Here is a 23,184-nt window from a genome sequence, read left to right on the forward strand (position 1 = left end):
GCCCGGGGCGGCCGGGAGCCCGCGGGCCGCTCAGGTGTAGTACCGGACGACCGTCTCGGCGACGCAGACGGGCTTGTCGCCGCCCTCCCGCTCGACGGCGACCCGGACGGTGCACTGCATGCCGGTGTCCGCCTCGGAGACGTCGGCGATCCGCGCGGTGGCGCGCACCCGCGCGTCGACGGGGACAGGCGCGGGGAACCGCACCTTGTTCACCCCGTAGTTGACGCCCATGCTCACGCCTTCGACGCGCAGCACCTGCGGCATGAGGACGGGCAGCAGGGACAGCGTCAGGTAGCCGTGCGCGATGGTCGTGCCGAACGGGCCCCGGGCCGCCTTCTCGGGGTCCACGTGGATCCACTGGTGGTCGCCCGTGGCCTCGGCGAACAGGTCGATGCGCTTCTGGTCGACCTCCAGCCAGTCGCTCGGGCCGAGCTCGGCGCCGACCGCCTCCCGCAGCTCCGTCACCGATGCAAAGACCCGGGGCTCCGCCATGTCGCACTGCCTCTCTCGCCGTCGTGAAGGGGCGCGCCGCCGGGGCACGCCCCTAAGCGCTTGCTCAGGATGCGCGCGGCGCCTGCCCGTGTCAACGGCCCGGTGAGGTCACCCGGCGGCCAGGGCCGGCGCCCGCGCACCGCCTCCCGCCTCGCTCTCCATGGCGGCGATCAGGCCGCGCAGGACGACCGCGAGCCGCACGCGCGGGACGCTCGCCGGATCGTCGAAGCGCAGCAGCGCCCGGCCGCCCCAGGTGCGGCTGTGCCAGTCGTCCAGCGCCGTCGGCTGCCGGATGCCCAGGTGCTTCTGCGCGCGCCTGCGGCGGGCGGACTCCCGTTCGTAGGAGAGCCACAACGCGCGGGCCTCCTCCAGCTCCTCCAGGGCGGCGACCAGCCGGCCGGCGTCCGGTGACCGGTCGTCGGGGTCGACGCCGGCCCGCGCGCACAGGTGCAGCCAGGTCGCGCGGTGTCCGTAGGGGGCGAATCGTTCGAGGCATTTGCGCAGGGCCTGCCGTCGCTGGGACGGCGCGCGAGCCGGGTCGCGGACCTGTGCGGCGAGTGCTCTGAAGCCGGCCAAGGTATCCCACCTCCGTCTGCCGGGACCTGACCACCGAGTGGCTGCGGATGGGACGTGCCACACACGCGATCGGCTCCCGTCTACCCCCGGCCGTCCGCCGTACGCGTGCCCGGCGGCCGGGGAGGGCTCCCGGGGCGGGGGTTCCGCCCGGTCATACCGACTGGTTAGTCTGTCGCTTCCCGGTACGCGTCCCGCGTCACCGGGCCGGGCCCACGCGGGAGCCCCGAGGGGAAGGACGCGCGTATGACCGACACACGGCGGACGACGGTGGTGGTGACCGGGGCGGGCGGCGGCATCGGCGCGGCCCTCGCCCGCAGCTACGCCGAACGCGGCGCCCGCGTCCTCGTCAACGACCTGGACGCGCGCCGCGCCGAGGCGGTGGCCGCCGACATCGGGGGCACCCCGTTGCCCGGCGACGCCTCCGCGATCGTCCCCGAGGCGCTGGAACTGCTCGACGGCCGGATCGACGTGTTCTGCGCCAACGCCGGCGTCGCCCCCGGCGGGGGGCCCGAGGCGCCCGACGAGGTGTGGGAGGCGGCCTGGGACGTCAACGTGATGGCGCACGTGCGGGCCGCGCGCGCCCTCCTGCCGCACTGGCTGGAGCATGGCGGCGGCCGGTTCGTGGCGACCGTCTCGGCGGCCGGGCTGCTCACCATGGTCGGCTCCGCCCCCTACAGCGTCACCAAGCACGCGGCGCTCGCGTTCGCCGAGTGGCTGTCGGTCACCTACCGGCACCGGGGCGTCGAGGTGCACGCGCTGTGCCCGCAGGGCGTGCGCACCGACATGCTGCGCGCGGCCGGGCCCGCCGGGGACCTGCTCCTCACCCCCACCGCCATCGAGCCGCACGAGGTGGCCGAGGCGCTGCACGAGGCCGTCGCCGAGGGCCGCTTCCTCGTCCTGCCGCACCCCGAGGTCGCCGGGTACGCCACCGCCCGCGTCACCGACCCGGACGGCTGGCTCGGCGGCATGAACGCCGTCCAGCGCAAGCTGGAGGAAGGGGCCCGCACATGACGGACACCGCACCCGACCCGGCACCGGTGCCCCAGCGGCTGCTGGCGACGGCCACCCGGCTCTTCGCCGAGCAGGGCTACGACCGCACCTCCGTCCAGGAGATCGTGGAGGGGGCGGGCGTCACCAAGGGGGCGATGTACCACTACTTCGGCTCCAAGGACGACCTCCTCCACGAGATCTACGCCCGGCTGCTGCGCCTCCAGCAGGAGCGGCTGGACCGGGTGGCGGCGGGCGACGCGCCGGTGGCGGAACGGCTGCGCGCCGCCGCGGCCGACGTCGTCGTCACCAGTATCGAGAACCTCGACGACGCCGCCATCTTCTTCCGGTCCATGCACCAGCTCAGTCCGGAGAAGCAGAAGCAGGTCAGGGCCGAGCGGCGGCGCTACCACGAGCGGTTCCGGGCCCTGGTCGAGGAGGGCCAGCGCGCGGGCGTGTTCTGCCGCGACACCTCCGCCGAGCTGGTCGTGGACTACCACTTCGGCTCCGTCCACCACCTGTCCGCCTGGTACCACGCCGACGGCAGGCTCACCCCGCGGCAGGTGGCCGACCAGCTCGCCGATCTCCTCATGCGCGCCCTGCGCCCCTGAGCGCGCCCCCGCGCGCCGAGCCGACCCCGCGCCGCGCGGAACGGCCGGGTGAGGCGCGGCGGGAACGGGGTAGACGCCCGCGTATGCCTGGACGACCGCGCACCTGGGACCACGCGCTCTTCGCCGCCGTGGCCGACCACCACTGGCCCGGCGCCGAACGCGCCCTGCCCCGGCTGAGCCACGCCGCCGACCGCAGCCGCCTGTGGTGGGGACTGGCCGGCGCCATGGCGTTCTCCGGCCTCGGCGGCGTGCGGGCCCGCCGGGCCGCCGTGCGGGGCGTCGCCTCCCTCGCCGTGGCCTCCGCCACCGTGAACACGATCGCGAAGGGAGCGGTGCGCCGGCGGCGTCCGCTCCTCGACGCGGTCCCGGCGATCCGGCAGCTGAAGGCGCAGCCGGTCACCACCTCCTTCCCCTCGGGCCACGCCGCCTCCGCCGCCGCGTTCGCCACCGGGGTCGCCCTGGAGTCCCGCGGCTGGGGCGCGCTGGTCGCGCCGCTGGCCGCGTCCGTCGCGTTCTCCCGCGTGTACACCGGCGTCCACTACCCGAGCGACGTCCTGGCCGGGGCCGCGATCGGTGCGGGGGTGGCCGTCGTCGTCCGCCGGCTGCTGACCCCGCGTCCGCCGGCGCCGCCGTCCCAGCCGCTGGTGGCCGCGCCCGCGCTGCCCGCCGGCCGGGGGCTGTGCGTCGTGGCCAACCCGGGCTCCGGGACGGCCGAGGCGCTGCACGCACTGCGCACCGAGCTCCCCGAGGCCGCCTTCACCCTCTGGAGCCCGGGCTCGGGCCCCCTCACCGACGCCCTGGAGGAGGCCGCCGCCCGCGCGGCCGAGGAGGGCGGCGCGCTCGGCGTGCTCGGCGGGGACGGGACGGTCAACGCCGCCGCCCCCGTGGCCCTGCGGCACGACGTACCGCTGGCCGTGCTGCCCGGCGGCACCTTCAACCACCTCGCCGTCGACCTCGGCATCCACCGCCCCGCCGACGTGCTGCGGGCGCTGGAGAGCGGGGACGCCATCGCCGTCGACCTGGCCCGCTTCGTCCCCGGAGCCGACGCCGGGCGGCACGGCGGGGCGGGGCACTTCGTCAACACCTTCAGCCTCGGTGTCTACGGGGAACTGGTGGAGGTGCGGGAGCGGTGGAGCGGCCGCGTCGGCTCCTGGCCCGCCTCGCTGCTGGCGGCCCTCGCCGTGCTGCGGCACGCCCGCCCGGTGGAGCTGACCATCAACGGGCGCCGCCGCTCGGTGTGGCTGCTGTTCGCGGGCAACTGCGCGTACTCCGCCCTCGGCGGCACCGCCGCGCGACGCTCCAACCTCGCCGACGGACAGCTGGAGGTGCACGTCGTCCACGGCGGGCGCTGGGCGCGGGTGCGTCTGCTCTCGGCCGCCGCCACCGGACTGCTGCACCGCTCGCCCGTCCACGCCGCCGCCCGGGTGGCGGCCGTCCGGCTCACCGGCATCCGGCCCGGCACGGTCTGCGCCTTCGACGGCGAGACGGCCCCCGCGCCGCCGGAGCTGCTGCTGGACAAGGAGAAGCGGCGGCTGACCGTCTACCGACCGCTGCCGGTGTGGATGACGGGCCTGGATCCGTCCTGGTGACGCCGGGCGCGGCCGGTCAGCGCGCCAGGGCGGCCAGCGCCCGCTCCACGGTCTCCTCCGGCGAGCCGTCGATGCCGACGGCCGCGCCCGGCTCGTCCTCGTGCAGCGGCTCCAGGGCGTCGAACTGCGAGCGCAGCAGCGAGGGTGGCATGAAGTGGCCGCGCCGCTCGCCGAGCCGCCGCGCGACGAGCTCGGGCGAGCCGTCCAGGTGCAGGAAGAACACGCCCGGCGCGGCCGAGCGCAGCCGGTCGCGGTAGCGACGCTTGAGCGCCGAGCACGTCACGACGCCGCCCGCGCCGCCCCGCCCGGCGAGCCACTCGGCGATGGCGTCCAGCCAGGGCGCCCGGTCCTCGTCCGTCAGCGGTGTGCCGGCGGCCATCTTGGCGACGTTGCCCGGCGGGTGGAAGTCGTCGGCCTCCGCGTAGGGGACGGCCAGCCGTTCGGCCAGCCGCGTGCCCACCGTCGTCTTGCCCGAACCCGACACACCCATGACCACGACCAGAGCCGTCACCGGAGCATCACCACTCCCACCGTTGCGAGGACCACCGTGCAACCCGCCACCGCCGAGGCGGCCAGCGGGCCCAGCGGTGCCGGACGGGCGCCGCTCAGCCCGCCGGACCTGCGGTGCGCGAGCCCGGCGAGCAGCAGGCCGGTCGCCAGCACCACCGCCACCGCACCGTACCCGTCCGCACCCGAACCCTCCCTCACCGCCTGCCGGACGAGCAGCGCGCACGCCACGGCGCAGGCCAGCGTCGTCCGCCGCCAGGCCAGCCGCGTCCGCTCCGGCTGCACGCCGGGATCGCGCGCGCCGGGGCCCGGCGCGCCCGGTCTTGGCGGGCCGCTCACCGGCCGCCGTCCACGACCACGGCGACGGCCACCACCACGGCGGCCAGTGCCGTACCGACGCCCAGGAAGGCGGGGAACCGGGACGCCGGGAGGTCCTCCCCGCGCCGCATGGCCAGCTCGCAGCGCACCCAGTGGTGCACGGCCCGCACCGCGCACAGGGCGCCGCCCACCAGCAGGACGACGGAGACGCCCGTCCGCATGCCGGGCCCGAGCCGGGTGAGGAACTGGTCGGCCGCGATCCCGCCCGCCACCAGGGCCAGCCCCGTCCGCACCCAGGCGAGGAAGGTCCGCTCGTTGGCCAGGGAGAACCGGTAGTCGGGCGTGGTGCCCTGCGCGCGCACCCGGCGCGGGTCGAACCACATGCGCACCGCTCGCCACAGTCCTCCGCTCACCCCGCGAGCGTATCCCCGGCGGACGCGCCCGGCGGGGACGCCGTCCGCCGGACGGCGTCGGCGGGACGGCGTCCCCGCCGACAGCACGTACCCGGCGCGGTGGGCGGCCCGCTTGCCGCCGGGCCACAAGCCGGGCCGCCCGCCGCGGGCCCCCGTTGTGGCCCGGCGCAACGTGCGCGCCACCGTCCGCCGGAGGACGCCACGGTGGTTGACGCCGTCGTCTACCCGCGGGTAGTCCTGCGACATGACGTACGACGCGGACGTGATCGTGATCGGGGCGGGACTGGCCGGACTCGCCGCGACGGCCGAGCTCGCCGATGCCGGGCGGCGGGTGATCCTCCTCGACCAGGAGCCCGAGCAGTCGCTCGGCGGCCAGGCGCACTGGTCCTTCGGCGGGCTGTTCCTCGTGGACTCCCCCGAGCAGCGTCGGCTGCGCATCCGCGACAGCCACGCCCTGGCCTGGCAGGACTGGCTCGGCACGGCCGGTTTCGACCGCCCCGAGGACCACTGGCCGCGCCGCTGGGCCGAGGCGTACGTCGACTTCGCCGCCGGGGAGAAGCGGGCCTGGCTGCGCGCCCAGGGCGTGCGGCTGTTCCCCGTCGTCGGCTGGGCCGAACGCGGTGGCCACGACGCCACCGGGCCCGGCAACTCCGTTCCCCGCTTCCACATCACCTGGGGCACCGGCCCCGGCCTGGTCGAACCCTTCGAGCGGCGGGTCCGCGAGGGCGCCGCGCGCGGGCTGGTCGACCTGCGCTTCCGGCACCGGGTGACGGGGCTGGCCCGCTCCGCCGGAACCGTGGACACCGTCACCGGGGAGGTCCTGGTGCCCAGCGACGCCGCACGCGGCACCGCCAGCAGCCGCGCGGTGGACGGCCCCTTCGAGCTGCGCGCCCAGGCCGTCGTCGTCACCTCCGGCGGCATCGGCGGCGACCACGACCTCGTCCGCGCCCACTGGCCCGCCCGGCTCGGCACGCCGCCGCGCCGGCTGCTCTCCGGCGTGCCCGCCCACGTCGACGGCGCCATGCTCGGTGTCACCGAGGCGGCCGGCGGGCGCGTCGTCAACCGCGACCGGATGTGGCACTACACCGAGGGCATCGAGAACTGGGACCCGATCTGGGCGCGACACGGCATCCGCATCCTGCCGGGCCCCTCCAGCCTCTGGCTCGACGCCACCGGGCGGCGCCTGCCGGTGCCCCTCTTCCCCGGCTTCGACACCCTCGGCACCCTCGAACACATCATGCGGAGCGGGCACGAGTACACCTGGTTCGTGCTGACCCGGAAGATCATCGAGAAGGAGTTCGCCCTCTCCGGCTCCGAGCAGAACCCCGATCTGACGGGCCGCAGCGTCCGGGACGTGCTCGGCCGGGCCCGGTCCGGTGCGCCGGGCCCGGTGCGGGCCTTCATGGAACACGGGCCGGACTTCGTCGTCGAACGCGACCTCGACGCGCTCGTCCGCGGCATGAACGCCCTCAGCGGGGACGGCCTGATCGACGTGGACCGGCTGCGCGGCGAGATCCTCGCCCGGGACCGGGAGATCGCCCACCCCTTCAGCAAGGACCTCCAGGTCACCGCGGTGCGCGGGGCCCGCGCGTACCTCGGCGACAAGCTCATCCGGGTGGCGTCCCCGCACCGGCTCCTGGACCCCGGGGCCGGCCCGCTCATCGCCGTCCGGCTCAACATCCTCACCCGCAAGACCCTCGGCGGGCTGGAGACCGACCTCTCCTCCCGGGTGCTCACCGACGGCGGCGAGCCGCTGCCCGGCGTCTACGCGGCGGGCGAGGCGGCGGGGTTCGGCGGCGGCGGCGTCCACGGGTACCGCTCCCTGGAGGGGACCTTCCTCGGCGGCTGCCTCTTCTCGGGCCGCACGGCCGGCCGGGCGGCGGCCCGCGCCGTCGGCTGACGCCCCGCCGGCACCCCCGCGTCGCCCGCCTCCCCGTCGGGCAGGAGGAGACGGCGCAGCACCGACCAAACTGCCGCAACCGGACACCCTCCGCACAGGGTCGGTCGCACGCGGCTCAATTCGGGGTTGACGGCGGTCAGTTGGTGACGGTTGGGTGAGCCCCGACCATGACTCCACCACCACCCTCCTTCAAGCTGGGACGGCGGGGACAGGGCCGCGTCCCCGACCCGGCCCTGGACGACGCCGCACTGGCCGCCGCCCGCGACGCGCTCAGCCGAGGCCGCTGGGCCGAAGCCCGCACCCTGCTGATCGCCACCCACGACGACTGGGACCGGCGCGGGCACCGCGTCCTCGTCCTCGCCCACGCCCCCGGCGCCCTCACCTGGGCCCACGAGTGGCGGCTCACCGAGCCCGACAGCCCCGAGGCCGCCCTGCTGTCCGGCTGCGCCGCCGTCGTGCGCGCGATGCGCGGCAAGGGCTCGCCCGACCGGGCCGAGACCGCCGTGGCGGCGGCCCAGCGCGCCGCCCCCCGGGACCCGACGCCGTGGCTCGCCCGGCTCCTCCTCGCCCACCACCGCGACGCGCCCGACGCCTTCCGGGACGCCTTCGACGCCCTGCGCGAGCGCCACCCCGACCACCACCAGGCGCACCACCTGGTGACGACGCGGCTGGCGGCGGCCGCCGCGCCCTCCCCCCACGTCGCGCACCCCGTCTACGAATTCGCCCGGGAGGCGGCCGAACGGGCCCCCGCCGACTCGCCCCTGGCGCTGCTGCCCGTCGTCGCGCACGCCGAGCGGTTCCGGGTGCTCGTCGGGGCCGGGGAGGTGCCGCCCGACCCCGCCGCCACCGGCCACTGGACCAGCCGGCGCGCCCGCACGGCCGTGCGCGGCGCCTTCGACTGGTGGCTGGAGTGGGGCACCGAGGAGGGCCACCCCCGCCGCCTGATCGACCTCAACCACCTGGCCTACGCCAAGTACCACGAGGGCCGGATGGCCGAGGCCGCCGCGCTCTTCCAGCGCATCGGCCCGCACGTCACGCCCGCGCCCTGGTCGTTCTCCGGCGACGACCCGCACACGGCCTTCCGCACCGCCCGCGACCACGCCTTCGGGCTCACGTGAGGCGGCCCGCACCGGACGCGCACCGGCTCGCGCCGACCCCCGCGCGCACCCGGGACGTCCCCGCACCAGGACCCTCAGGAGAGGAACGGGCATGACGGGCACCACCGCGAGACGCGAGATCCACACCTACAAGGGCCAGGACCGGGCCCTGCGGGCCGGTCGGCTCGGCACGGCGGGGCTCCTCCTGTCGGTACTGGCCGCGACCGCACCGCTCATGGTGGTGGCCGGGGTCATGCCGACGACGTACGCCGTCATGGGCATCACGGCCCAGCCGCTGCTGTTCGTCGTCCTCGGCGTCGTGATGGCCCTGTTCGGCGTCGGCTACGCCGAGATGAGCCGGCACGTGCACAACGCCGGCGCCTTCTACGCCTACATCGCCCGGGGCCTGGGCGGCGCGGCCGGCGCGGGGGCCTCCTTCGTCGCGCTGGCCGCCTACAACGCCCTCCAGGTCGGCGTCTACGGCCTCTTCGGCTTCGAGGCCGCCCTGCTGCTCGACACGTACCTCTCGATCCGGGTGGACTGGTGGGTGATCGCCCTGCTGGGCATCGCCGTCACCGGGGTGCTCGGGGCACTGAAGGTGGACCTCAACGCCCGGGTGCTCGGCGCCCTGCTGCTCGTCGAGGTCACGCTCGTGGTCATCCTGGACATCGCGTTCGCCGCGGACCCCGGACCGCAGGGGCTCTCGCTCCAGGCCCTCGACCCCGCCGCCCTCACCGGGGCGGGCCTGGGCACCGCCCTGTGCTTCACCGTCGCCGCCTTCCTCGGCTTCGAACAGGCCCCCGTCTACGCGGAGGAGACACACCGGCCGCAGACGGTGGTGCGCCGCGTGATGTTCCTCGCGGTCGGCTCCGTCGCCGTCTTCTTCGCGCTGACGTCCTGGCTCATGGGCGTGGCCACCGGACCGGACCACGTCGTCGGCGCCGCGCGGGAGCAGAGCGCGGGGCTGCTGTTCGGGCTGTCCGAGCCGCGGCTGGGCGGCACGTTCACCGATGTTCTGCACATCCTGTTCCTGACCGGCATCTTCGCCTGCATGCTCGCCTTCCACAACGTCGTCGCCCGCTACGCCTTCGCCATGGGACGCGAGGGCCTGCTGCCCGCCGCCGTCGGCCGCGCCGCCCGGGGCACGGGCGCCCCGGCCGTCGGCTCGATGCTCCAGACCGCCGTGGCCCTGCTCGTCGTCCTCGCCTTCGCGCTCGCCGACGACGGGCCGCACGGCGACCCGACCACGCCCGTGCTGGAGCTGTTCACCTGGATGGGCAACGTCGGGGCCCTCGGCGTCATCGCGCTGATGGCCACCACCTCCGTCGCGGTGATCGCCTTCTTCGTCCGCCGGGGCGCGGTCGCCGTCCAGGGCGCGCGGCTGGCCTGCGCGGGCCTGGCCGCCGTCGCCCTGACCGTCATCTTCGGCTACGCCGTCGCGGACTTCGAGGTCCTGCTGGGCACCGACCCGGACTCCGCCCTGCGCTGGGTGCTGCCCGGCGTCATCGGGGCGGCCGCGCTCGCCGGCGTCGTCGTGGGGCTCGTCCTGCGCTCGGCGCGCCCGGCCACCTACGCCCGCATCGGCCTGGGCAACGAGGCCTTCCAGCTCGCGCGGGAGGCCGAGCACACCGCCGCCCCGCCGGCCCCCGGCTCCGCCGCCCCGCCCGTGACCGACCAGACGCCCGAACCGCCCGCGAAGCCCGAGCGCTAGGAGCCGACGCCATGGAACGCCATCCCCTCGACCCCCTGACGGCCGACGAGATCAGCACCGCCCGCACCGTCCTGGCCGAGGCCGGGAAGGTCGGCGACACCACCCGGTTCCCGCTCGTCGTGCTCGACGAGCCGGACCGCCACACCGTCGCCGCCCACCGCCCCGGCGACCCGGTGGTGCGCCGCGTGCGCGTCACCCTCCTGGACCGCGCCACCGGCGTCTCGGCCGAGGCGGTCGTGGACCTCACCGCCCGCGCGCTGGTCGCCTGGCGCGAGCTGGCCGCCGAGGAGGACGGGCAGCCCCCGATCCTCTTCGAGGAGTACGAGCTGTGCGACGCGATCGTGAAGGCCGACCCCGACTGGCGCAGGGCCATGGCCGACCGGGGCATCGACGACGCGACGATCGGGCGCGCCGTCGCCACACCGCTCGCGGCGGGGCACTTCGGCCGTCCCGAGGAGAGCGGGCGCCGCCTGCTGCGCTCGCTGACCTTCCTGCGCTGCGACGAGACCGACAACCCCTTCGCCCACCCCGTGGCCGGGCTCGTCGCCGACGTCGACCTCACCGAACGCCGCGTGCTGCGGCTGCTGGACACCGGGCCGGTGCCGGTGCCCGCCGAGTGCGGCCGCTACGACCCGGCCCGCACCGGGCCCGCCCGCACCGACCTGCGGCCGTTGGAGATCACCCAGCCCGAGGGGCCCTCGTTCACCCTGGACGGCCACCACCTGCGGTGGCAGAACTGGGAGCTGAGGCTGGACTTCAACGCCCGGGAGGGCCTGGTCCTGCACCAGGTCGGGATCCGCGACGGCGAGCGGCTGCGGCCCGTCCTGCACCGTGCCGCGCTCGCCGAGATGGCCGTCCCGTACGCGGAGCCCGACCCCGGCCGCAACTGGGTCTGCTACCTGGACGCCGGCGAGTACCTGCTGGGCCGCAACGCCAACGCGCTGCGACGGGGCTGCGACTGCCTGGGCGAGATCCGCTACCTCGACGCCGTCCTCAGCGACGACCTCGGCCGTCCCGAGACGCTGCCGAACGCCGTCTGCCTCCACGAGGAGGACACCGGCCTGCTGTGGAAGCACACCAACATCTTCGACGCGACGGGGGAGACCTCCGTCGTGAGCCGCCGGTCGCGGCGGCTGGTGATCAGCTACATCACCACGCTCGGCAACTACGACTACGGCTTCTACTGGTACCTGTACCAGGACGGCACGATCGCCTTCGAGGCCAAGTCCACCGGCATCGTGCAGACCTCGGCCACGGAGCCGGGGCAGAGCACACCGCACGCCACCGAGGTCGCCCCCGGGCTCCAGGCGCCCTACCACCAGCACCTGTTCTGCGCCCGCCTCGACGTCGCGGTGGACGGCTTCGGCAACACGGTCGAGGAGGTGGAGGCGGTCCGGCTCCCACCGGGCGAGGACAACCCGAACGGCAACGCCTTCACCGTCCGGGCGACGCCGGTCACCTCCGGGGCGGACGGCGGTCGCCTCGCGAAGCCGGCGTCCGGCCGCACCTGGCGCGTCGTCAACCCCGCACGGTTCAACCGGATGGGCCGGCCGGTGGCCTACACACTCGTGCCGCAGCCGAACCCGCTGCTGCTGGCCGCCCCGGGCTCCTCGGTCGCCCGGCGCGTCGCGTACGCCACCCGGCACCTGTGGGTGACCCGCTACGCCCCCGAGCGGCGCTACCCGGACGGCGACCATCCGAACCAGCACCCGGGCGGAGCCGGCGTCACGGCGTGGGCGGCGGCCGACGAGCCGCTGGAGAACACCGACCTCACCCTCTGGCACACCTTCGGGCCGACGCACCTGCCGCGCCTGGAGGACTGGCCCGTCATGCCCGTGGACGGCACCGGCTTCACGCTGCGTCCCACCGGCTTCTTCGACCGCAACCCGGCCCTCGACCTGCCGCCGGAGGGCGGCGCCCACTGCCACGGCTGACCGCGTGCCGCGCGGACGGCGGGGCCCCTTCCGCCAGAGTGGGGGCCACCGGCGGGTGGGGCCTCAGCCCGGGCCGTCCGCCCTTCCGTAGCCGTCCGCGCCGACCGGGCCGTCCGCGCCGCCCGTTCCGCCGGTCAGCACCTCGGTGAGGTCGTAGTTCGCGACCTCCTCCAGTTGCGCGTACGTGCACTCCTCGGGCCGGCGGTCCTCCCGCCAGCGGCGGAACTGCGCGGTGTGCCGGAACCGGTCGCCCTGCATGTGGTCGTAGGCGACCTCGCACACCCGTTCCGGGCGCAGCGGCAGCCACGACAGGTCCTTGCCGCCGCTCCAGCGGCTCTGGCCGCCCGGCAGCCGACCCGCCGCCTGCGCGGCCTCGCTCCGCCAGTCGGCCCAGGGGTGCCCCTCGGCCGAGTCCATCAGCAGCGGGGTCAGCTCCTCCATCAGCGTCCGCCGCCTGGCCTGGGAGAAGGCGCCGCACACGCCGACGTGCTGGAGTCGGCCCGCGTCGTCGTGGAGCCCCAGCAGGAGCGAACCCACCACGGGCCCGCTCTTGTGCTCCCGGACGCCCGCCACCACGCAGTCCGCCGTCCGCTCGTGCTTGATCTTCACCATGAGCCGCTGGTCGGGACGGTAGGGGAGGGTGAGCCGCTTGGCGATGACGCCGTCGAGCCCGGCCCCCTCGAACCGCTCGAACCACTCCCGCGCGACCGCGACGTCCCGGGTGGCCGGGGCCAGGTGCACGGGCGGCTCGGCGCCCCGCAGCGCCTCCTCCAGCGCCGCACGGCGTTCCTGGAGGGGGACGTCCAGCAGGGCGGCGTCGTCGAGCGCCAGCACGTCGAACGCCACGAACTCGGCCGGCGTCGTGCGGGCCAGCAGCCGCACCCGTGAGTCGGCGGGGTGGATGCGCTGCTGGAGGGCGTCGAAGTCCAGCCGCCCGCCCCGGGCGACGACGATCTCGCCGTCGAGCACGCAGCGCGGCGGCAGGTTGGCCCGCAGCGCGTCGACGAGTTCGGGGAAGTAGCGGGTGAGCGGGTTGGCCGAGCGGCTGGTGATCTCCACCTCGTCGCCGTCGCGGAAGACGAGGGCCCGGTAGCCGTCCCACTTGGCCTCGTAGTGCATGCCCGCGGGGATCGTGGCCGCCGCCTTGGCGAGCATCGGCTTCACGGGGGGCATCACCGGCAGGTCCATGCCGCGATTGTGCCCCCGCGCCGACCGCCGCGCCCGCCGACCGCCGAGCCGGGCCGGTGTCCGCCGGACGGGCGCGCACCGGTCCGGCGGTCTAGCGTGGCGCGTATGGGTCAGGCGGTGGAGCTGGACGTGGACGGGCGGACCGTACGCCTGTCCAACCCGGACAAGGTGTACTTCCCCGAGCGCGGGTTCACCAAGCGGGACGTGGCCGCGTACTACCTCGCGGTCGGGGAGGGCGTCCTGCGCGCGCTGCGCGACCGCCCCACCACGCTCCAGCGTCACCCGGACGGCGTAGCGGGGGAGTTCTTCTACCAGAAGCGGGCGCCGAAGGGGCTGCCGGAGTGGATCCCCACCGAACGGATCACCTTCCCCAGCGGACGCCACGCGGACGAGATCTGCCCCACCGAGATCGCCGCCGTGATCTGGGCCGCCAACCTGGGCACCCTCTCCTTCCACCCCTGGCCCGTGCGGCGCGGGGACGCCGAACACCCCGACGAACTGCGGATCGACCTCGACCCGCAGCCCGGCACCGGGTTCGACGACGCCCGCTGGGCCGCCCAGCGCCTGGCCGAACTGCTGGACGGGTTCGGGCTGCGCGGCTGGCCGAAGACGTCCGGCGGGCGCGGCCTGCACGTCTTCGTGCCCATCGAACCGCGCTGGACGTTCACCGACGTCCGCCGCGCGGCCATCGCCGTCGCCCGCGCCCTGGAGCGGGTGGACCCCGACCGGATCACCACCGCGTGGTGGAAGGAGGAGCGCGGCGAGCGGATCTTCGTCGACTACAACCAGACGGCCCGCGACCGCACCATCGCCGCCGCCTACTCCGTCCGGCCGCACCCGAGGGCCCAGGTGTCCGCACCGCTGCGCTGGGAGGAGCTGGACGCGGCCCGCCCCGAGGACTTCGACCTGGCCACCATGCCCGCCCGGTTCGCCGAGGAGGGGGACGTCCACGCCGACATGGAGCGGCACGCCTTCCGGCTCGACGCGCTGCTGGAACTCGCCGAGCGGGACGCCCGGGACCACGGTCTCAGCGATCTGCCCTACCCGCCCGACTACCCGAAGATGCCGGGGGAGCCCAAGCGCGTGCAGCCGAGCCGCGCCAAGCGCGACCCGCACTGACCCCGGCCCCTCCGCCCGGCCCCGGCCGCGCGACGGGGCGCCCGGCCCGGACGCACGGCGGCCCGTGGACGCGCGGGGCGTCCACGGGCCGGGAGCCGCCGGGGCGGCCCGCTGGTGATCCGTCAGATCACTTGTTGATGCAGGTGTTGCCGAACGTCGGGTTCAGCAGGCCGACGATGTTCACGGAGTTGCCGCAGAGGTTGATCGGCACGGCGACCGGGACCTGCACGACGTTGCCGCTGAGGACACCGGGGGAGTTCACGGCCGCGCCCTGAGCGCTCGCGCCCGAGTCCCCGTGCGCCAGGGCGGAACCCGCGCCGCCGGCCACCAGGGCACAGCCCGCCGCGGCCAGGGTGGTCGCCTTGACGATGCGCTTCATGATCTCTCCTTATGTCACAGCTTTTGACAGCGTTGATGGGGCACTCCGCTCAACGACGCCGGGGGGAGCGGGATACGCCCGGTCACCCGTTGGTGCGGTGCCGCTGCGCCGCCCGGGGGTGCCCGGTGGCGGGAACGCGGGACGTGGGGGTCGGTGCGCTGATCCGACGAGTCCGATGAGTTCGATGAATCGTATGACCCGGTGAACACCAGACATATCAGCGCGTCTGACATGGTTTCAGCTCATAATCTGCCAAAGTTCCTTTCTGGCAGCCGTCGTACTGCTCCGGACCCGACCGGCCCCCGCCGCCGCGTCCCGTGAGAGCACCGGCGAGCGGCCCGCCATCCGTACCGCCGGACCCCGGGGGAGAAGTACGCGTGCCCTATCACGACCGCCCACCGCACCAGCTGACGGTGGTCCACATCGCCCAGCCCGTCGACGGAGGCGTCGCCCGGGTCGTCACCGACCTCGTGCGGGCGCAGTGCGAGGAGGGCCTCGGCGTCCACCTCCTCTGCCCGCCCGACGGGCCGCTGGCCGGTGCCGCACGCTCCGCTGGCGCGACGGTCCACCCCTGGCCGGCCCAGCGCGCCCCCGGCCCCGCGCTCCCCGCCGAGACCGCCCGCCTGGCCCGCGCCCTGCGGCCGCTGCGCCCCGACGTCGTCCACGCGCACAGCGCCAAGGCCGGACTCGCCGCCCGGCTCGCCCTGCGCGGACGCGTCCCCACGCTCTTCCAGCCGCACGCCTGGTCCTTCGACGCCGTGCACGGCACCGCCGCCCGACTCGCCCGGACGTGGGAACGCGCCGCCGCCCGCTGGACCGCCGCCGCGGTCTGCGTCAGCGACGACGAACGGCGGCGCGGGACGGAGGCCGGGATCGCCGCCCCCTGGCACGTCGTGCCCAACGGCGTCGACCTGGACCACTTCCGCCCCGCGGGTGACGCCGACCGGCACGCCGCCCGCGCCGCGCTGCCCGCCCTCGACGGCGTCCCGCCCGGTGCCCCGCTGCTCGTCTGCGTGGCCCGGCTGTGCCGCCAGAAGGGCCAGGACGTCCTGCTGCGGGCGTGGCCGGCGGTCAGCGCGCACCGTCCCGACGCCCGGCTCGTGCTCGTCGGCGACGGTCCCGAGCGCGACCGGCTGCTGCACGCGGCCCCCGGCCGGGTCGTCCTCGCGGGCGCGGCCGCCGACCCCCGCCCCTGGTACCGGGCGGCCGACCTCGTCGTGCTCCCCTCCCGTTGGGAGGGGATGGCGCTGGCCCCGCTGGAGGCCATGGCCACCGGCCGGCCCGTCGTGCTCACCGACGTCACCGGTGCCCGCGAGAGCCTGCCGCCCGCACTGCACGGCCCCTGCCTGGTGCCCCCCGAGGACCCCTCGGCACTGTCCCGTGCCCTGACCCGGCTGCTGACCGACCCCCGGCGTCGGTCGGCCGCCGCCGCGTGCGCCCTGCAGCACGTCCGCAACCACCACGACGTACGACGTACGGCGGCAGCCGTCGCGGAGCTCTACCGCGACGTGCTCCGCGGCCCGCACGAGCAGAGCGCCCAGCGCGTCGAGCGATGACCACGGAGAACCATGAGTACGGAGAGCGCTGACACCTCGGGTGCCGCCCCCACGACCACGGTGGATCACGCGGCCCCCAAGGTCTTCCCCCCACCCCGCTCCGCGCCCCGGCCCGCCGGCCGCCGGCCCGACCACGTCCAGCGGGCCCGCCGGGGCGACGCCGTCCCCCTCGCGGCGGCCGACTGCCTGGCCGCCGCCGTGGCGGCCGGCGCCTGCACTTCGGCCGGGGCGCCCGCCGCCCAGGTCCTCGGCGTGCTGGCGCCCGCCGTCGTCCTCACCGTGCTCCTGCACGCGCGCGGCGGCCTCTACCGGCCCGCGCCGCTGGCCGCCGCCTCCGACGAGCTGCCCGCGCTCCTCGCCCGGACCGCCGCCGCCTGGGGGCTGTCCGCCGCCCTGTGGGCGGGCCTCAGCCCGGACGACGGACTGCGCCTGAGCGCCCTGCTCGCGCTCGTCACCGGGCACGTCGTGCTGGCCACGGCCGGCCGGGGAGGCGTCCTCGTCCTCCGCCGCCGTGCGCTGCGGCGCCGGCCACGCGCCACGCTCGTCGTCGGCCCGACCGCCACCGGGCACCGGCTCGGCCGGGTCCTCCACGAGCACCCGCAGTACGGACTGCGGCCCGTCGGAGTGGTCTCGACCGACGCCCGGGCCGCCGACGCCACGCCGGGCGACCGTCCGCCGCTGCCCGTCCTGGAGTCCGAGGAGGACATCACCCGGGCCGTCGTCCAGAACGTCGTCCGGCAGGCCGTCCTCACCCGCACCCCCGAGAGCGACCCGCGCACCGCGGGCGTCGCGACCCTGCTGCGCGCCCACGGATGCACCCTGTGGATCGCCGACGACGAGCAGGCCGTCGTCCCGGCCGTCCCGCACCGCCCGGGTCGGGCGCCCGGTGCCCACCTGTGGGGGTTCGCGTGCCGACGGCTGGACCCGCCCCCGGCGCGCACGGTGGCCACCCGCGCCAAACGCGTCCTCGACCTGCTGCTCGTCGTCCCCGCCCTCGTGCTCGCGTCGCCTGTGCTGCTGGCCTGCGCCGCCGCCGTCCGGCTGGCCGACGGGCCCGGCGTCGTCTTCCGCCAGGAGCGCGTCGGGCGCGACGGCCGCCCGTTCACCCTGCTGAAGTTCCGCACGCTGCGCCCCGCCGACGCCTACGAGTCGGCGACGTTGTGGAGCGTGGCCCGCGACCGGCGCATGAGCCGGGTCGGCAGCCTCCTGCGCCGCAGCTCGCTCGACGAGCTGCCGCAGCTGTGGAACGTCCTGCGCGGGGACATGAGCCTGGTCGGCCCGCGCCCCGAGCGGCCCTACTTCGTCGCCAAGTTCAGCGAGACCTACCCCGGCTACGCGCGGCGGCACCGCATGCCCGTCGGCATCACCGGGCTCGCCCAGGTGCACGGCCTGCGTGGCGACACCTCCATCGAGGACCGCGCCCGCTTCGACAACCACTACATCGCGAGCTGGACGCTGTGGCAGGACGTGCGCATCCTCGTGCGGACCGTCACCTCCCTGGTCCGGCACGGCGGGAGCTGAGCGTGGCCACCGCGACGGCCCCGCGCCCCCGGGCACCGGACGGCACGGCACCGTCCCCCCGACCCGTCGCCGACCCGGCACCGGCACCGTCCCCGTCTTACCGGGCCACCGGCCGCACGACCCGGGCCCGGTGGGCCCGCTACGCCCCCGGCCTGCCGGTGGTGGCCGTCCTCCTCCTCCTGTGCCTGCCCACCGGCTCCGGCGACTCCCGCGTCACCCCCGCCGACGCGGCCTGCGCCGCCCTCGTCCTGTGGTGCGCCCTGCGGGCCCTGCGCGAGCGCGAGCGGCCGCTGACCCGCCGCGCCGCCCTCGTCCTCGCCGCGCCCGCCGTCGGCATCGCCCTGGCCGCCATCACCTCCCGCGACCCGGCCGCCGGCCTGCCCGGCCTCGTCCGGTACCTGGAGGTCTTCGTCCTCGTCCCGGCCGCCGTCGTCCTCGCGCTGCGCCACCCCCGCCACGCCCGCCTCGTCATGGCCGGGCTGCTGCTGCTCGCCGTCGTGCAGGGCGCGGTCGGCGTCCACCAGTACGTCACCGGCACCGGCGCCTCCTACCGGGGCCAGGACATCCGGGCCGTCGGCACCTTCGGCCCGCTGGACGTGATGGGCATGTCCACCGTCGTCTCCCACGGCCTCCTCGTCGCCCTGGCCGTGGGCCTCGCACCCCCCGCCCGCAGCCCCCGCTGGCTGCGTCCGGCCGCGCTCGGCTGCGCCGCCGCGCTCGTCGTGCCGCTCGTCCTCTCCTTCAGCCGGGGCGCCTGGATCGCCACGGCCGTCGCCTGCGCGGCCGTGCTGCTGCTCGCCGGGGCCCGGCTCGCGCTGCGCACCCTGGCCGTCGTCGCCTGCGCCGGCGTCGTCCTCGTCGGCGGCTTCGGCATCGGGTCGCAGCTCATCGGCGAACGCCTGGGCAGCATCACCGACGTGACCGCCGCGCCCGACCAGTCGGTCACCGACCGGTACACCCTGTGGGCCGCCGCCGTCAGCATCTGGCGTGACGCCCCCCTGACCGGCGTCGGCCTCAAGGGCTTCCCCGACCACCGCGACGCCCACGCCTCGTTGGCCCTCTCCTCCGGCAGCGACATCGCCGGCGCGGGCAGCGACTTCCGGCGCGAACCGCTGCTCTCCCCCCACAACATGTACCTCCTCGTCCTCAGCGAGCAGGGGCTCGTCGGGCTGCTCGCCCTCGGCGGCTCCTGGGCCGCCCTCGCGGTGTGCGCCGTGCGCCGGCTGCGCACCGGCCCCGCCCCGCCAGGCGCGCCGGGGGGCCGGTGGGCGGAACGGGACTGCGGACTGCTCGCCGTGGGCATGCTCTGCTGGCAGCTCGTCGACTTCCTCTACGCCGACATCGGAGGCCCCTCCACGGCGCTGACGGGCATCGTCTTCGGATTCGTCGCCTGGTGGGCGCTGGCGGCGCGCCCGGCCGGGGAGCCCGGCCCCGCCGCACGGACGGCGGTCGGCCGGTGACCGACGTGACCACCGCACGGCCCCACGCCGCCGAACCGTCCGGCCCCGACCCCGCACCGGCGGCGCCGTCCGGCTCACCGCTGGGCCGGTTCCTCGCCCGCGCCGCCGCCCTCACGGCCCTCCTGACGGCGGCCGGCGCGCTGCTCGGACTCGTGCGCGACCAGACCATCGCCCACCTCTTCGGCGCGGGCAGCGGCACCGACGCCTTCCTGGTGGCCTGGACCCTGCCCGAGATGGCGGCGACCCTCCTCATCGAGGACGCCATGGCCCTGCTCCTCGTGCCCGCCTTCAGCCTCGCCCTCTCCCGCCGCGCGGCCGCCGACGCCCCCACGGACCCGGTACGGGACCTCGTGGCGGCCACCCTCCCCCGGCTCCTGCTCGTCCTCGGCGCCGCCACCACGCTGCTCGTCCTCGCCGCGCCGCTCCTGGTGCGCACCCTCGCCCCCGGGCTGGACGAGCCCGGGCTCGCGGTGGACTGCACCCGGCTGACCGCGCTGACCGTGCTGGCGTTCGGCGTCGCCGGGTACTTCAGCGCCGCCCTGCGCGCGCACCGCAGCTTCGCCCCGCCCGCCGCCATCTACGCCGCCTACAACCTGACCATCATCGCCACCGTGGTCCTCTGCCACACCGTTCTGGGCGTCCGGGCCGCAGCGCTCGGCGTCGCCCTGGGCGGCGGCCTGATGGCCCTCGTACAGCTCCCCTTCGTCCTGCGCCACCTGACCGCCCGTCGGCGCGGGCACGACGCCGCCCGGGCGCGGGCCGGCGTCGTGCCCGGTCGGCGCCGTGCCCGCCGACCGGCGGACCCGGCCGCCCGACCGACGCTGCTGGGGGCCGCCCTGCTCGCCCCGGTGATCCTCTTCTGCGTGGGACGTCAGTCGCAGGTGCTGATCGAGCGGTACCTCGCCTCCTCCCTGCCCGCCGGAGCCATCTCGCACCTCAACTACGCGCAGAAGGTCGCGCAGATGCCGATGGTGCTCTCCCTGATGATCTGCACCGTCACCTTCCCCGTCGTGGCCCGGGCCATGGCCGACGGCGCCGCCGAGCAGGCCCGCCGCCGCGTCGAACGCGACCTGCACCTCGCCGCCGTCGTCGTCCTCCTGGGCGCCGCCTACGTGCTGGCCTGCGCGCCGCAGATCATCCAGCTCCTCTTCCAGCGCGGCGCCTTCGGTCCGGAGGACACCGCCGCCACCGCATCGGTGATGCGGGTGTACGCCGTCGGGCTGCTCGGCCACAGCCTCGTCGGCGCGCTCGTGCGCCCGTTCTTCTCCGCCGCCCGCCCCACCTGGTACCCGGCCCTCGCGATGGCCGCCGGGATGGCCGTCACCGTGGCGGCCGGGGCGTGGACGGCCCCGCACTTCGGCATCCACGGCATCGCCGCCGCCAACGCCGCCGGGATCACCCTCACGGCGGCCCTGCTCCTGTACGGACTCGGCAGCCGCGTCATCCCCCTCGACGTCCGCCGCATGGTCTCCGGGCTCGTCCGGCTCGTCGCGACCGCCGCCGTCGCCGCGCTCGCCGCCTGGTCCGTCGCGGGTCTGTGCCCCGGCCCGCTGACCGCCGCGTCCGCCGGGGGAGCCGCCCTCGTGGCCGCGTTCGCCGGCGCGGGCCTCCTCCTGCGCGCGCCCGAGGTGGCCGGACCCGTCGCCGCGGGTCTGCGCCGCGCGGCCCGCAGGGCCGCCCCCGGCCCGGTGGCGCCCACCACGACGCGGCCGCCCGAAACCGACCGCTGACCGCACCGTCCGCCCGACCGCTCCCGACCGCCCACCTCGAAGGAGGCAGCCATGTCCGCCGACCCGGCAGCCGCCGCCGCACCCGCCGGCCCCCCGGTCACCGCACCGCCGAACCCCGCCACACCGGCCCCCGCCCGGCCCGGCCGCCCGCACGGCGACCGTCCCGGCGGTGCGCCCGGCCGCCCCCGCGTGCCCGCCCCCGCCCACCGCGGGCGGCGCGCCGTCGCCCCCTGGGTCCTGATGTACCACTCCGTCGACGACGGGGCCGAGGACCCCTACGACATCACCGTCCCGCCCGCCCGTCTCGAACGGCAGCTTGCCTGGCTCGGCCGACGCGGGCTGACCGGCGTGGGCGTCGGCGAGCTGCTCCGGGCCCACGCCGCCGGGCGGTCGCGCGGACTCGTCGGCCTCACCTTCGACGACGGCTACGCCGACTTCACCGAGCACGCCCTCCCGCTGCTGCGCCGGCACGCCTGCACCGCCACCGTCTTCGTCCTGCCCGGACGACTCGGCGGCGACAACGCCTGGGACGCCGACGGACCGCGCAAGCCGCTGCTGGACGCCGACGGCATCCGCGCCGTCGCCGCCGCCGGCATGGAGATCGGCTCCCACGGGCTCCTCCACGAGCGGCTGACGACCGTCGGCGACGCCGTCCTGCACGAGGAGACGCACCGCAGCCGCGCCCTGCTGCACGACCTCACCGGGACGCCGCCCGCCGGGTTCTGCTACCCGTACGGCGCCGTCGACTCCCGGGCCGTCCGGGCCGTCCGGGCGGCCGGATACGCCTACGCCTGCGCCGTGGACCCCGGACCGCTCACCGGACCGCACGCGCTGCCGCGCATCCATGTCGGCGCCCGCGACACCGCGTTGCGGCTGCGGGCCAAGCAACTGCTCCATCCGCTGCGTCGCCCGGCGCTTCCCGAGGACGTGTGATGAGGGTCCTGCACGTCATCACCGGCCTGGGCGTCGGCGGGGCCGAGCAGCAACTGCGGCTGCTCCTGCGGCACCTGCCGGTGGGCTGCGACGTCGTCGCCCTCACCAACCCCGGCCGCGTCGCCGAGGGCATCAGACGGGACGGACACCGCGTCGCCCACCTGGGCATGACGGGAAACCGCGACCTGTCCGCCCTGCCCCGCCTGACCCGGCTGATCCGGGACGGCGGCTACGACCTCGTCCACACCCACCTCTACCGGGCCTGCGTGTACGGCAGGACGGCCGCCCGGATGGCGGGCGTCCGGGCCGTCGTGGCCACGGAGCACTCCCTGGGCAGCGCCCAGATCGAGGGGCGCCCGCTCACCCGTTCCGCCCGCGCCCTGTACCTGGCCAGCGAACGCCTGGGCGGCGCCACCGTCGCCGTCTCGGAGACCGTGGCCCGCAGACTGCGCGACTGGGGCGTGCCGGGACAGCGCATCGAGACCGTCCCCAACGGCATCGAGCCCGCCCGCTTCCGCTTCCACCCCGCCGCCCGGCGCCGCGCCCGTGCCCTGCTGGGCCTGCCGCGGGACGCCTTCGTCGTCGGCGGTGTCGGGCGGCTGGTGCCGGGCAAGCGGTTCGACGTCCTGGTGCGGGCCGTGGCCGCGCTGCCGGACGCCCGGCTGGTCCTGGTGGGCGACGGCCCGCAGCGCGACGCCCTCCTGCGGCTGGCCGCCGCACTGGGCGCCGCCGAGCGCGTCGTGCTCACCGGTGAGCGGGACGGCGCGGTGGCCGAGCACGGCGGCGCCGAGCCGGGGCTCCCCGCCCTGCTGTCCGCGATGGACGTCTTCGTCTCCTCCTCCCCGGAGGAGTCGTTCGGCCTGGCCGCCCTGGAGGCGCTCGCCGCCGGCCTGCCCGTCCGGCACGTCACCTGCCCCGCCGTGGACGAACTGCCCGCGTCCGCCGCGCCCGACGCCCGGCGCATCCGCCCCGGCGTCCCCGAACTCGTCGCCGAGCTGCGGGCCGTGCGGGACGAGGCGCTGCCGCGCCGGCCCGTCCCCGCCGCCGTCCGCCGCTACGACATCGCCCGCAGCGCCGACCGGCTGATGGACGTCTACACCTCCGTCAGCGCCCGCGTCGACGCCGCTCCCCTCCGTCCCGCTCCCGCCCCGAGGTGAACCGGC

Annotated in this window: 20 protein-coding genes and 1 pseudogene; 14 read left to right on the plus strand and 7 right to left on the minus strand. The window is 76.4% G+C overall.

Going from position 1 to position 23,184, the window contains the following annotated elements:
- Positions 1-30: 30 nt before the first annotated feature.
- Together IF129_RS07995 and IF129_RS08000 are read right to left on the minus strand one after the other, a co-directional pair.
- Positions 31-492 carry a MaoC family dehydratase gene (locus IF129_RS07995; protein WP_191208818.1) on the minus strand — a complete coding sequence of 154 codons (462 nt, stop codon included), beginning with the start codon at positions 490-492 and terminating at the stop codon, positions 31-33.
- A gap of 138 nt (positions 493-630) precedes the next feature.
- A pseudogene (locus IF129_RS08000) lies at positions 631-1,068 on the minus strand (hypothetical protein); the annotation flags it as partial.
- A gap of 243 nt (positions 1,069-1,311) precedes the next feature.
- Between IF129_RS08000 and IF129_RS08005 the strand changes: the two are divergent.
- The 3 genes from IF129_RS08005 (at position 1,312) to IF129_RS08015 (ending at position 4,255) form a co-directional block, all read left to right on the plus strand.
- The gene (locus tag IF129_RS08005; protein ID WP_191208820.1) at positions 1,312-2,079 is read left to right on the plus strand and encodes an SDR family oxidoreductase; all 768 of its coding nucleotides are present in this window, start codon (positions 1,312-1,314) and stop codon (positions 2,077-2,079) included.
- On the plus strand, positions 2,076-2,666 hold the full coding sequence (locus IF129_RS08010) for a TetR/AcrR family transcriptional regulator (protein WP_191208821.1): 591 nt from the start codon (positions 2,076-2,078) through the stop codon (positions 2,664-2,666). The genes IF129_RS08005 and IF129_RS08010 overlap by 4 nt, the downstream gene beginning before the upstream one ends.
- Before the next feature lie 83 nt (positions 2,667-2,749).
- Positions 2,750-4,255: a bifunctional phosphatase PAP2/diacylglycerol kinase family protein gene (locus IF129_RS08015; protein ID WP_191208822.1), complete on the plus strand. Its 1,506-nt coding sequence runs from the start codon at positions 2,750-2,752 to the stop codon at positions 4,253-4,255.
- A 16-nt stretch (positions 4,256-4,271) separates the two neighbouring features.
- Here IF129_RS08015 and IF129_RS08020 read toward each other — a convergent pair whose 3' ends face one another.
- From IF129_RS08020 to IF129_RS26185, 3 genes are read right to left on the minus strand one after another with little or no spacing between them, the layout of a single operon-like run.
- The gene (locus IF129_RS08020; protein WP_191209129.1) at positions 4,272-4,745 is read right to left on the minus strand and encodes a gluconokinase; all 474 of its coding nucleotides are present in this window, start codon (positions 4,743-4,745) and stop codon (positions 4,272-4,274) included.
- Between the two features lie 17 nt (positions 4,746-4,762).
- Positions 4,763-5,047 (minus strand): DUF202 domain-containing protein, encoded by a 285-nt coding sequence (locus IF129_RS08025; protein ID WP_318153624.1) that lies wholly within the window; start codon positions 5,045-5,047, stop codon positions 4,763-4,765.
- A gap of 50 nt (positions 5,048-5,097) precedes the next feature.
- Positions 5,098-5,463 (minus strand): YidH family protein, encoded by a 366-nt coding sequence (locus IF129_RS26185; protein ID WP_224754634.1) that lies wholly within the window; start codon positions 5,461-5,463, stop codon positions 5,098-5,100.
- A gap of 274 nt (positions 5,464-5,737) precedes the next feature.
- On the opposite strand from IF129_RS26185, the gene IF129_RS08035 reads away from it, so the two are divergent.
- The 4 genes from IF129_RS08035 to IF129_RS08050 all read left to right on the plus strand — a co-directional run bounded on the left by IF129_RS08035 (position 5,738) and on the right by IF129_RS08050 (position 12,135).
- Positions 5,738-7,393: an FAD-binding dehydrogenase gene (locus tag IF129_RS08035; protein ID WP_191208825.1), complete on the plus strand. Its 1,656-nt coding sequence runs from the start codon at positions 5,738-5,740 to the stop codon at positions 7,391-7,393.
- Positions 7,394-7,560: 167 nt separating this feature from the next.
- Positions 7,561-8,511 carry a hypothetical protein gene (locus IF129_RS08040; protein ID WP_191208826.1) on the plus strand — a complete coding sequence of 317 codons (951 nt, stop codon included), beginning with the start codon at positions 7,561-7,563 and terminating at the stop codon, positions 8,509-8,511.
- Positions 8,512-8,602: 91 nt separating this feature from the next.
- Entirely contained in the window at positions 8,603-10,201 is a 1,599-nt protein-coding gene (locus tag IF129_RS08045; RefSeq protein ID WP_191208827.1) for an APC family permease, read from the plus strand.
- 11 nt (positions 10,202-10,212) lie between these two features.
- Positions 10,213-12,135, plus strand: a complete 1,923-nt coding sequence (locus IF129_RS08050; protein WP_191208828.1) for a primary-amine oxidase — start codon at positions 10,213-10,215, stop codon at positions 12,133-12,135.
- A gap of 63 nt (positions 12,136-12,198) precedes the next feature.
- Here the strand turns inward: IF129_RS08050 and IF129_RS08055 are convergent, their stop codons facing one another.
- Positions 12,199-13,323: an ATP-dependent DNA ligase gene (locus IF129_RS08055; RefSeq protein ID WP_191208829.1), complete on the minus strand. Its 1,125-nt coding sequence runs from the start codon at positions 13,321-13,323 to the stop codon at positions 12,199-12,201.
- A gap of 105 nt (positions 13,324-13,428) precedes the next feature.
- Here IF129_RS08055 and ligD point away from each other — a divergent pair, with 105 nt between their 5' ends.
- Positions 13,429-14,442 carry a non-homologous end-joining DNA ligase gene (gene ligD / locus IF129_RS08060; RefSeq protein WP_191208830.1) on the plus strand — a complete coding sequence of 338 codons (1,014 nt, stop codon included), beginning with the start codon at positions 13,429-13,431 and terminating at the stop codon, positions 14,440-14,442.
- A gap of 127 nt (positions 14,443-14,569) precedes the next feature.
- Here the strand turns inward: ligD and IF129_RS08065 are convergent, their stop codons facing one another.
- On the minus strand, positions 14,570-14,821 hold the full coding sequence (locus IF129_RS08065; RefSeq protein ID WP_191208831.1) for a chaplin: 252 nt from the start codon (positions 14,819-14,821) through the stop codon (positions 14,570-14,572).
- Between the two features lie 377 nt (positions 14,822-15,198).
- Here IF129_RS08065 and IF129_RS08070 point away from each other — a divergent pair, with 377 nt between their 5' ends.
- From IF129_RS08070 to IF129_RS08095, 6 genes are read left to right on the plus strand one after another with little or no spacing between them, the layout of a single operon-like run.
- Positions 15,199-16,377, plus strand: coding sequence for a glycosyltransferase (locus IF129_RS08070; protein WP_191208832.1), 1,179 nt, complete (start codon positions 15,199-15,201; stop codon positions 16,375-16,377).
- Between the two features lie 12 nt (positions 16,378-16,389).
- On the plus strand, positions 16,390-17,898 hold the full coding sequence (locus tag IF129_RS08075) for a sugar transferase (RefSeq protein ID WP_191208833.1): 1,509 nt from the start codon (positions 16,390-16,392) through the stop codon (positions 17,896-17,898).
- A gap of 2 nt (positions 17,899-17,900) precedes the next feature.
- Entirely contained in the window at positions 17,901-19,358 is a 1,458-nt protein-coding gene (locus IF129_RS08080; protein WP_191208834.1) for an O-antigen ligase family protein, read from the plus strand.
- A gap of 5 nt (positions 19,359-19,363) precedes the next feature.
- A complete protein-coding gene (gene murJ, locus IF129_RS08085; protein WP_318153625.1) occupies positions 19,364-21,088 on the plus strand; it encodes a murein biosynthesis integral membrane protein MurJ in 1,725 nt (574 codons plus the stop codon).
- A gap of 51 nt (positions 21,089-21,139) precedes the next feature.
- Positions 21,140-22,021 (plus strand): polysaccharide deacetylase family protein, encoded by an 882-nt coding sequence (locus IF129_RS08090; RefSeq protein ID WP_381480335.1) that lies wholly within the window; start codon positions 21,140-21,142, stop codon positions 22,019-22,021.
- A complete protein-coding gene (locus tag IF129_RS08095) occupies positions 22,021-23,178 on the plus strand; it encodes a glycosyltransferase (protein ID WP_191208835.1) in 1,158 nt (385 codons plus the stop codon). Before IF129_RS08090 ends, IF129_RS08095 begins: the two co-directional genes overlap by 1 nt.
- The last annotated feature ends 6 nt before the right edge of the window (positions 23,179-23,184 follow it).

Source organism: Streptomyces chumphonensis, from assembly GCF_014779715.1.
GTDB classification, from domain to species: domain Bacteria; phylum Actinomycetota; class Actinomycetes; order Streptomycetales; family Streptomycetaceae; genus Streptomyces; species Streptomyces chumphonensis.

Bases quoted from the DNA above. Each gene is read 5' to 3' on its own strand.
- IF129_RS08015 (WP_191208822.1), top strand. From the start codon at position 2,750: ATGCCTGGACGACCGCGCACCTGGGACCACGCGCTCTTCGCCGCCGTG.
- IF129_RS08040 (WP_191208826.1), top strand. From the start codon at position 7,561: ATGACTCCACCACCACCCTCCTTCAAGCTGGGACGGCGGGGACAGGGC.
- IF129_RS08075 (WP_191208833.1), top strand. From the start codon at position 16,390: ATGAGTACGGAGAGCGCTGACACCTCGGGTGCCGCCCCCACGACCACG.
- IF129_RS08035 (WP_191208825.1), top strand. From the start codon at position 5,738: ATGACGTACGACGCGGACGTGATCGTGATCGGGGCGGGACTGGCCGGA.
- IF129_RS26185 (WP_224754634.1), bottom strand. From the start codon at position 5,463: ATGTGGTTCGACCCGCGCCGGGTGCGCGCGCAGGGCACCACGCCCGAC.
- ligD (WP_191208830.1), top strand. From the start codon at position 13,429: ATGGGTCAGGCGGTGGAGCTGGACGTGGACGGGCGGACCGTACGCCTG.
- IF129_RS08055 (WP_191208829.1), bottom strand. From the start codon at position 13,323: ATGGACCTGCCGGTGATGCCCCCCGTGAAGCCGATGCTCGCCAAGGCG.
- IF129_RS08065 (WP_191208831.1), bottom strand. From the start codon at position 14,821: ATGAAGCGCATCGTCAAGGCGACCACCCTGGCCGCGGCGGGCTGTGCC.
- IF129_RS08050 (WP_191208828.1), top strand. From the start codon at position 10,213: ATGGAACGCCATCCCCTCGACCCCCTGACGGCCGACGAGATCAGCACC.
- IF129_RS08010 (WP_191208821.1), top strand. From the start codon at position 2,076: ATGACGGACACCGCACCCGACCCGGCACCGGTGCCCCAGCGGCTGCTG.
- IF129_RS08045 (WP_191208827.1), top strand. From the start codon at position 8,603: ATGACGGGCACCACCGCGAGACGCGAGATCCACACCTACAAGGGCCAG.
- IF129_RS08095 (WP_191208835.1), top strand. From the start codon at position 22,021: ATGAGGGTCCTGCACGTCATCACCGGCCTGGGCGTCGGCGGGGCCGAG.
- IF129_RS08090 (WP_381480335.1), top strand. From the start codon at position 21,140: ATGTCCGCCGACCCGGCAGCCGCCGCCGCACCCGCCGGCCCCCCGGTC.
- IF129_RS08005 (WP_191208820.1), top strand. From the start codon at position 1,312: ATGACCGACACACGGCGGACGACGGTGGTGGTGACCGGGGCGGGCGGC.
- IF129_RS08020 (WP_191209129.1), bottom strand. From the start codon at position 4,745: ATGGGTGTGTCGGGTTCGGGCAAGACGACGGTGGGCACGCGGCTGGCC.
- IF129_RS07995 (WP_191208818.1), bottom strand. From the start codon at position 492: ATGGCGGAGCCCCGGGTCTTTGCATCGGTGACGGAGCTGCGGGAGGCG.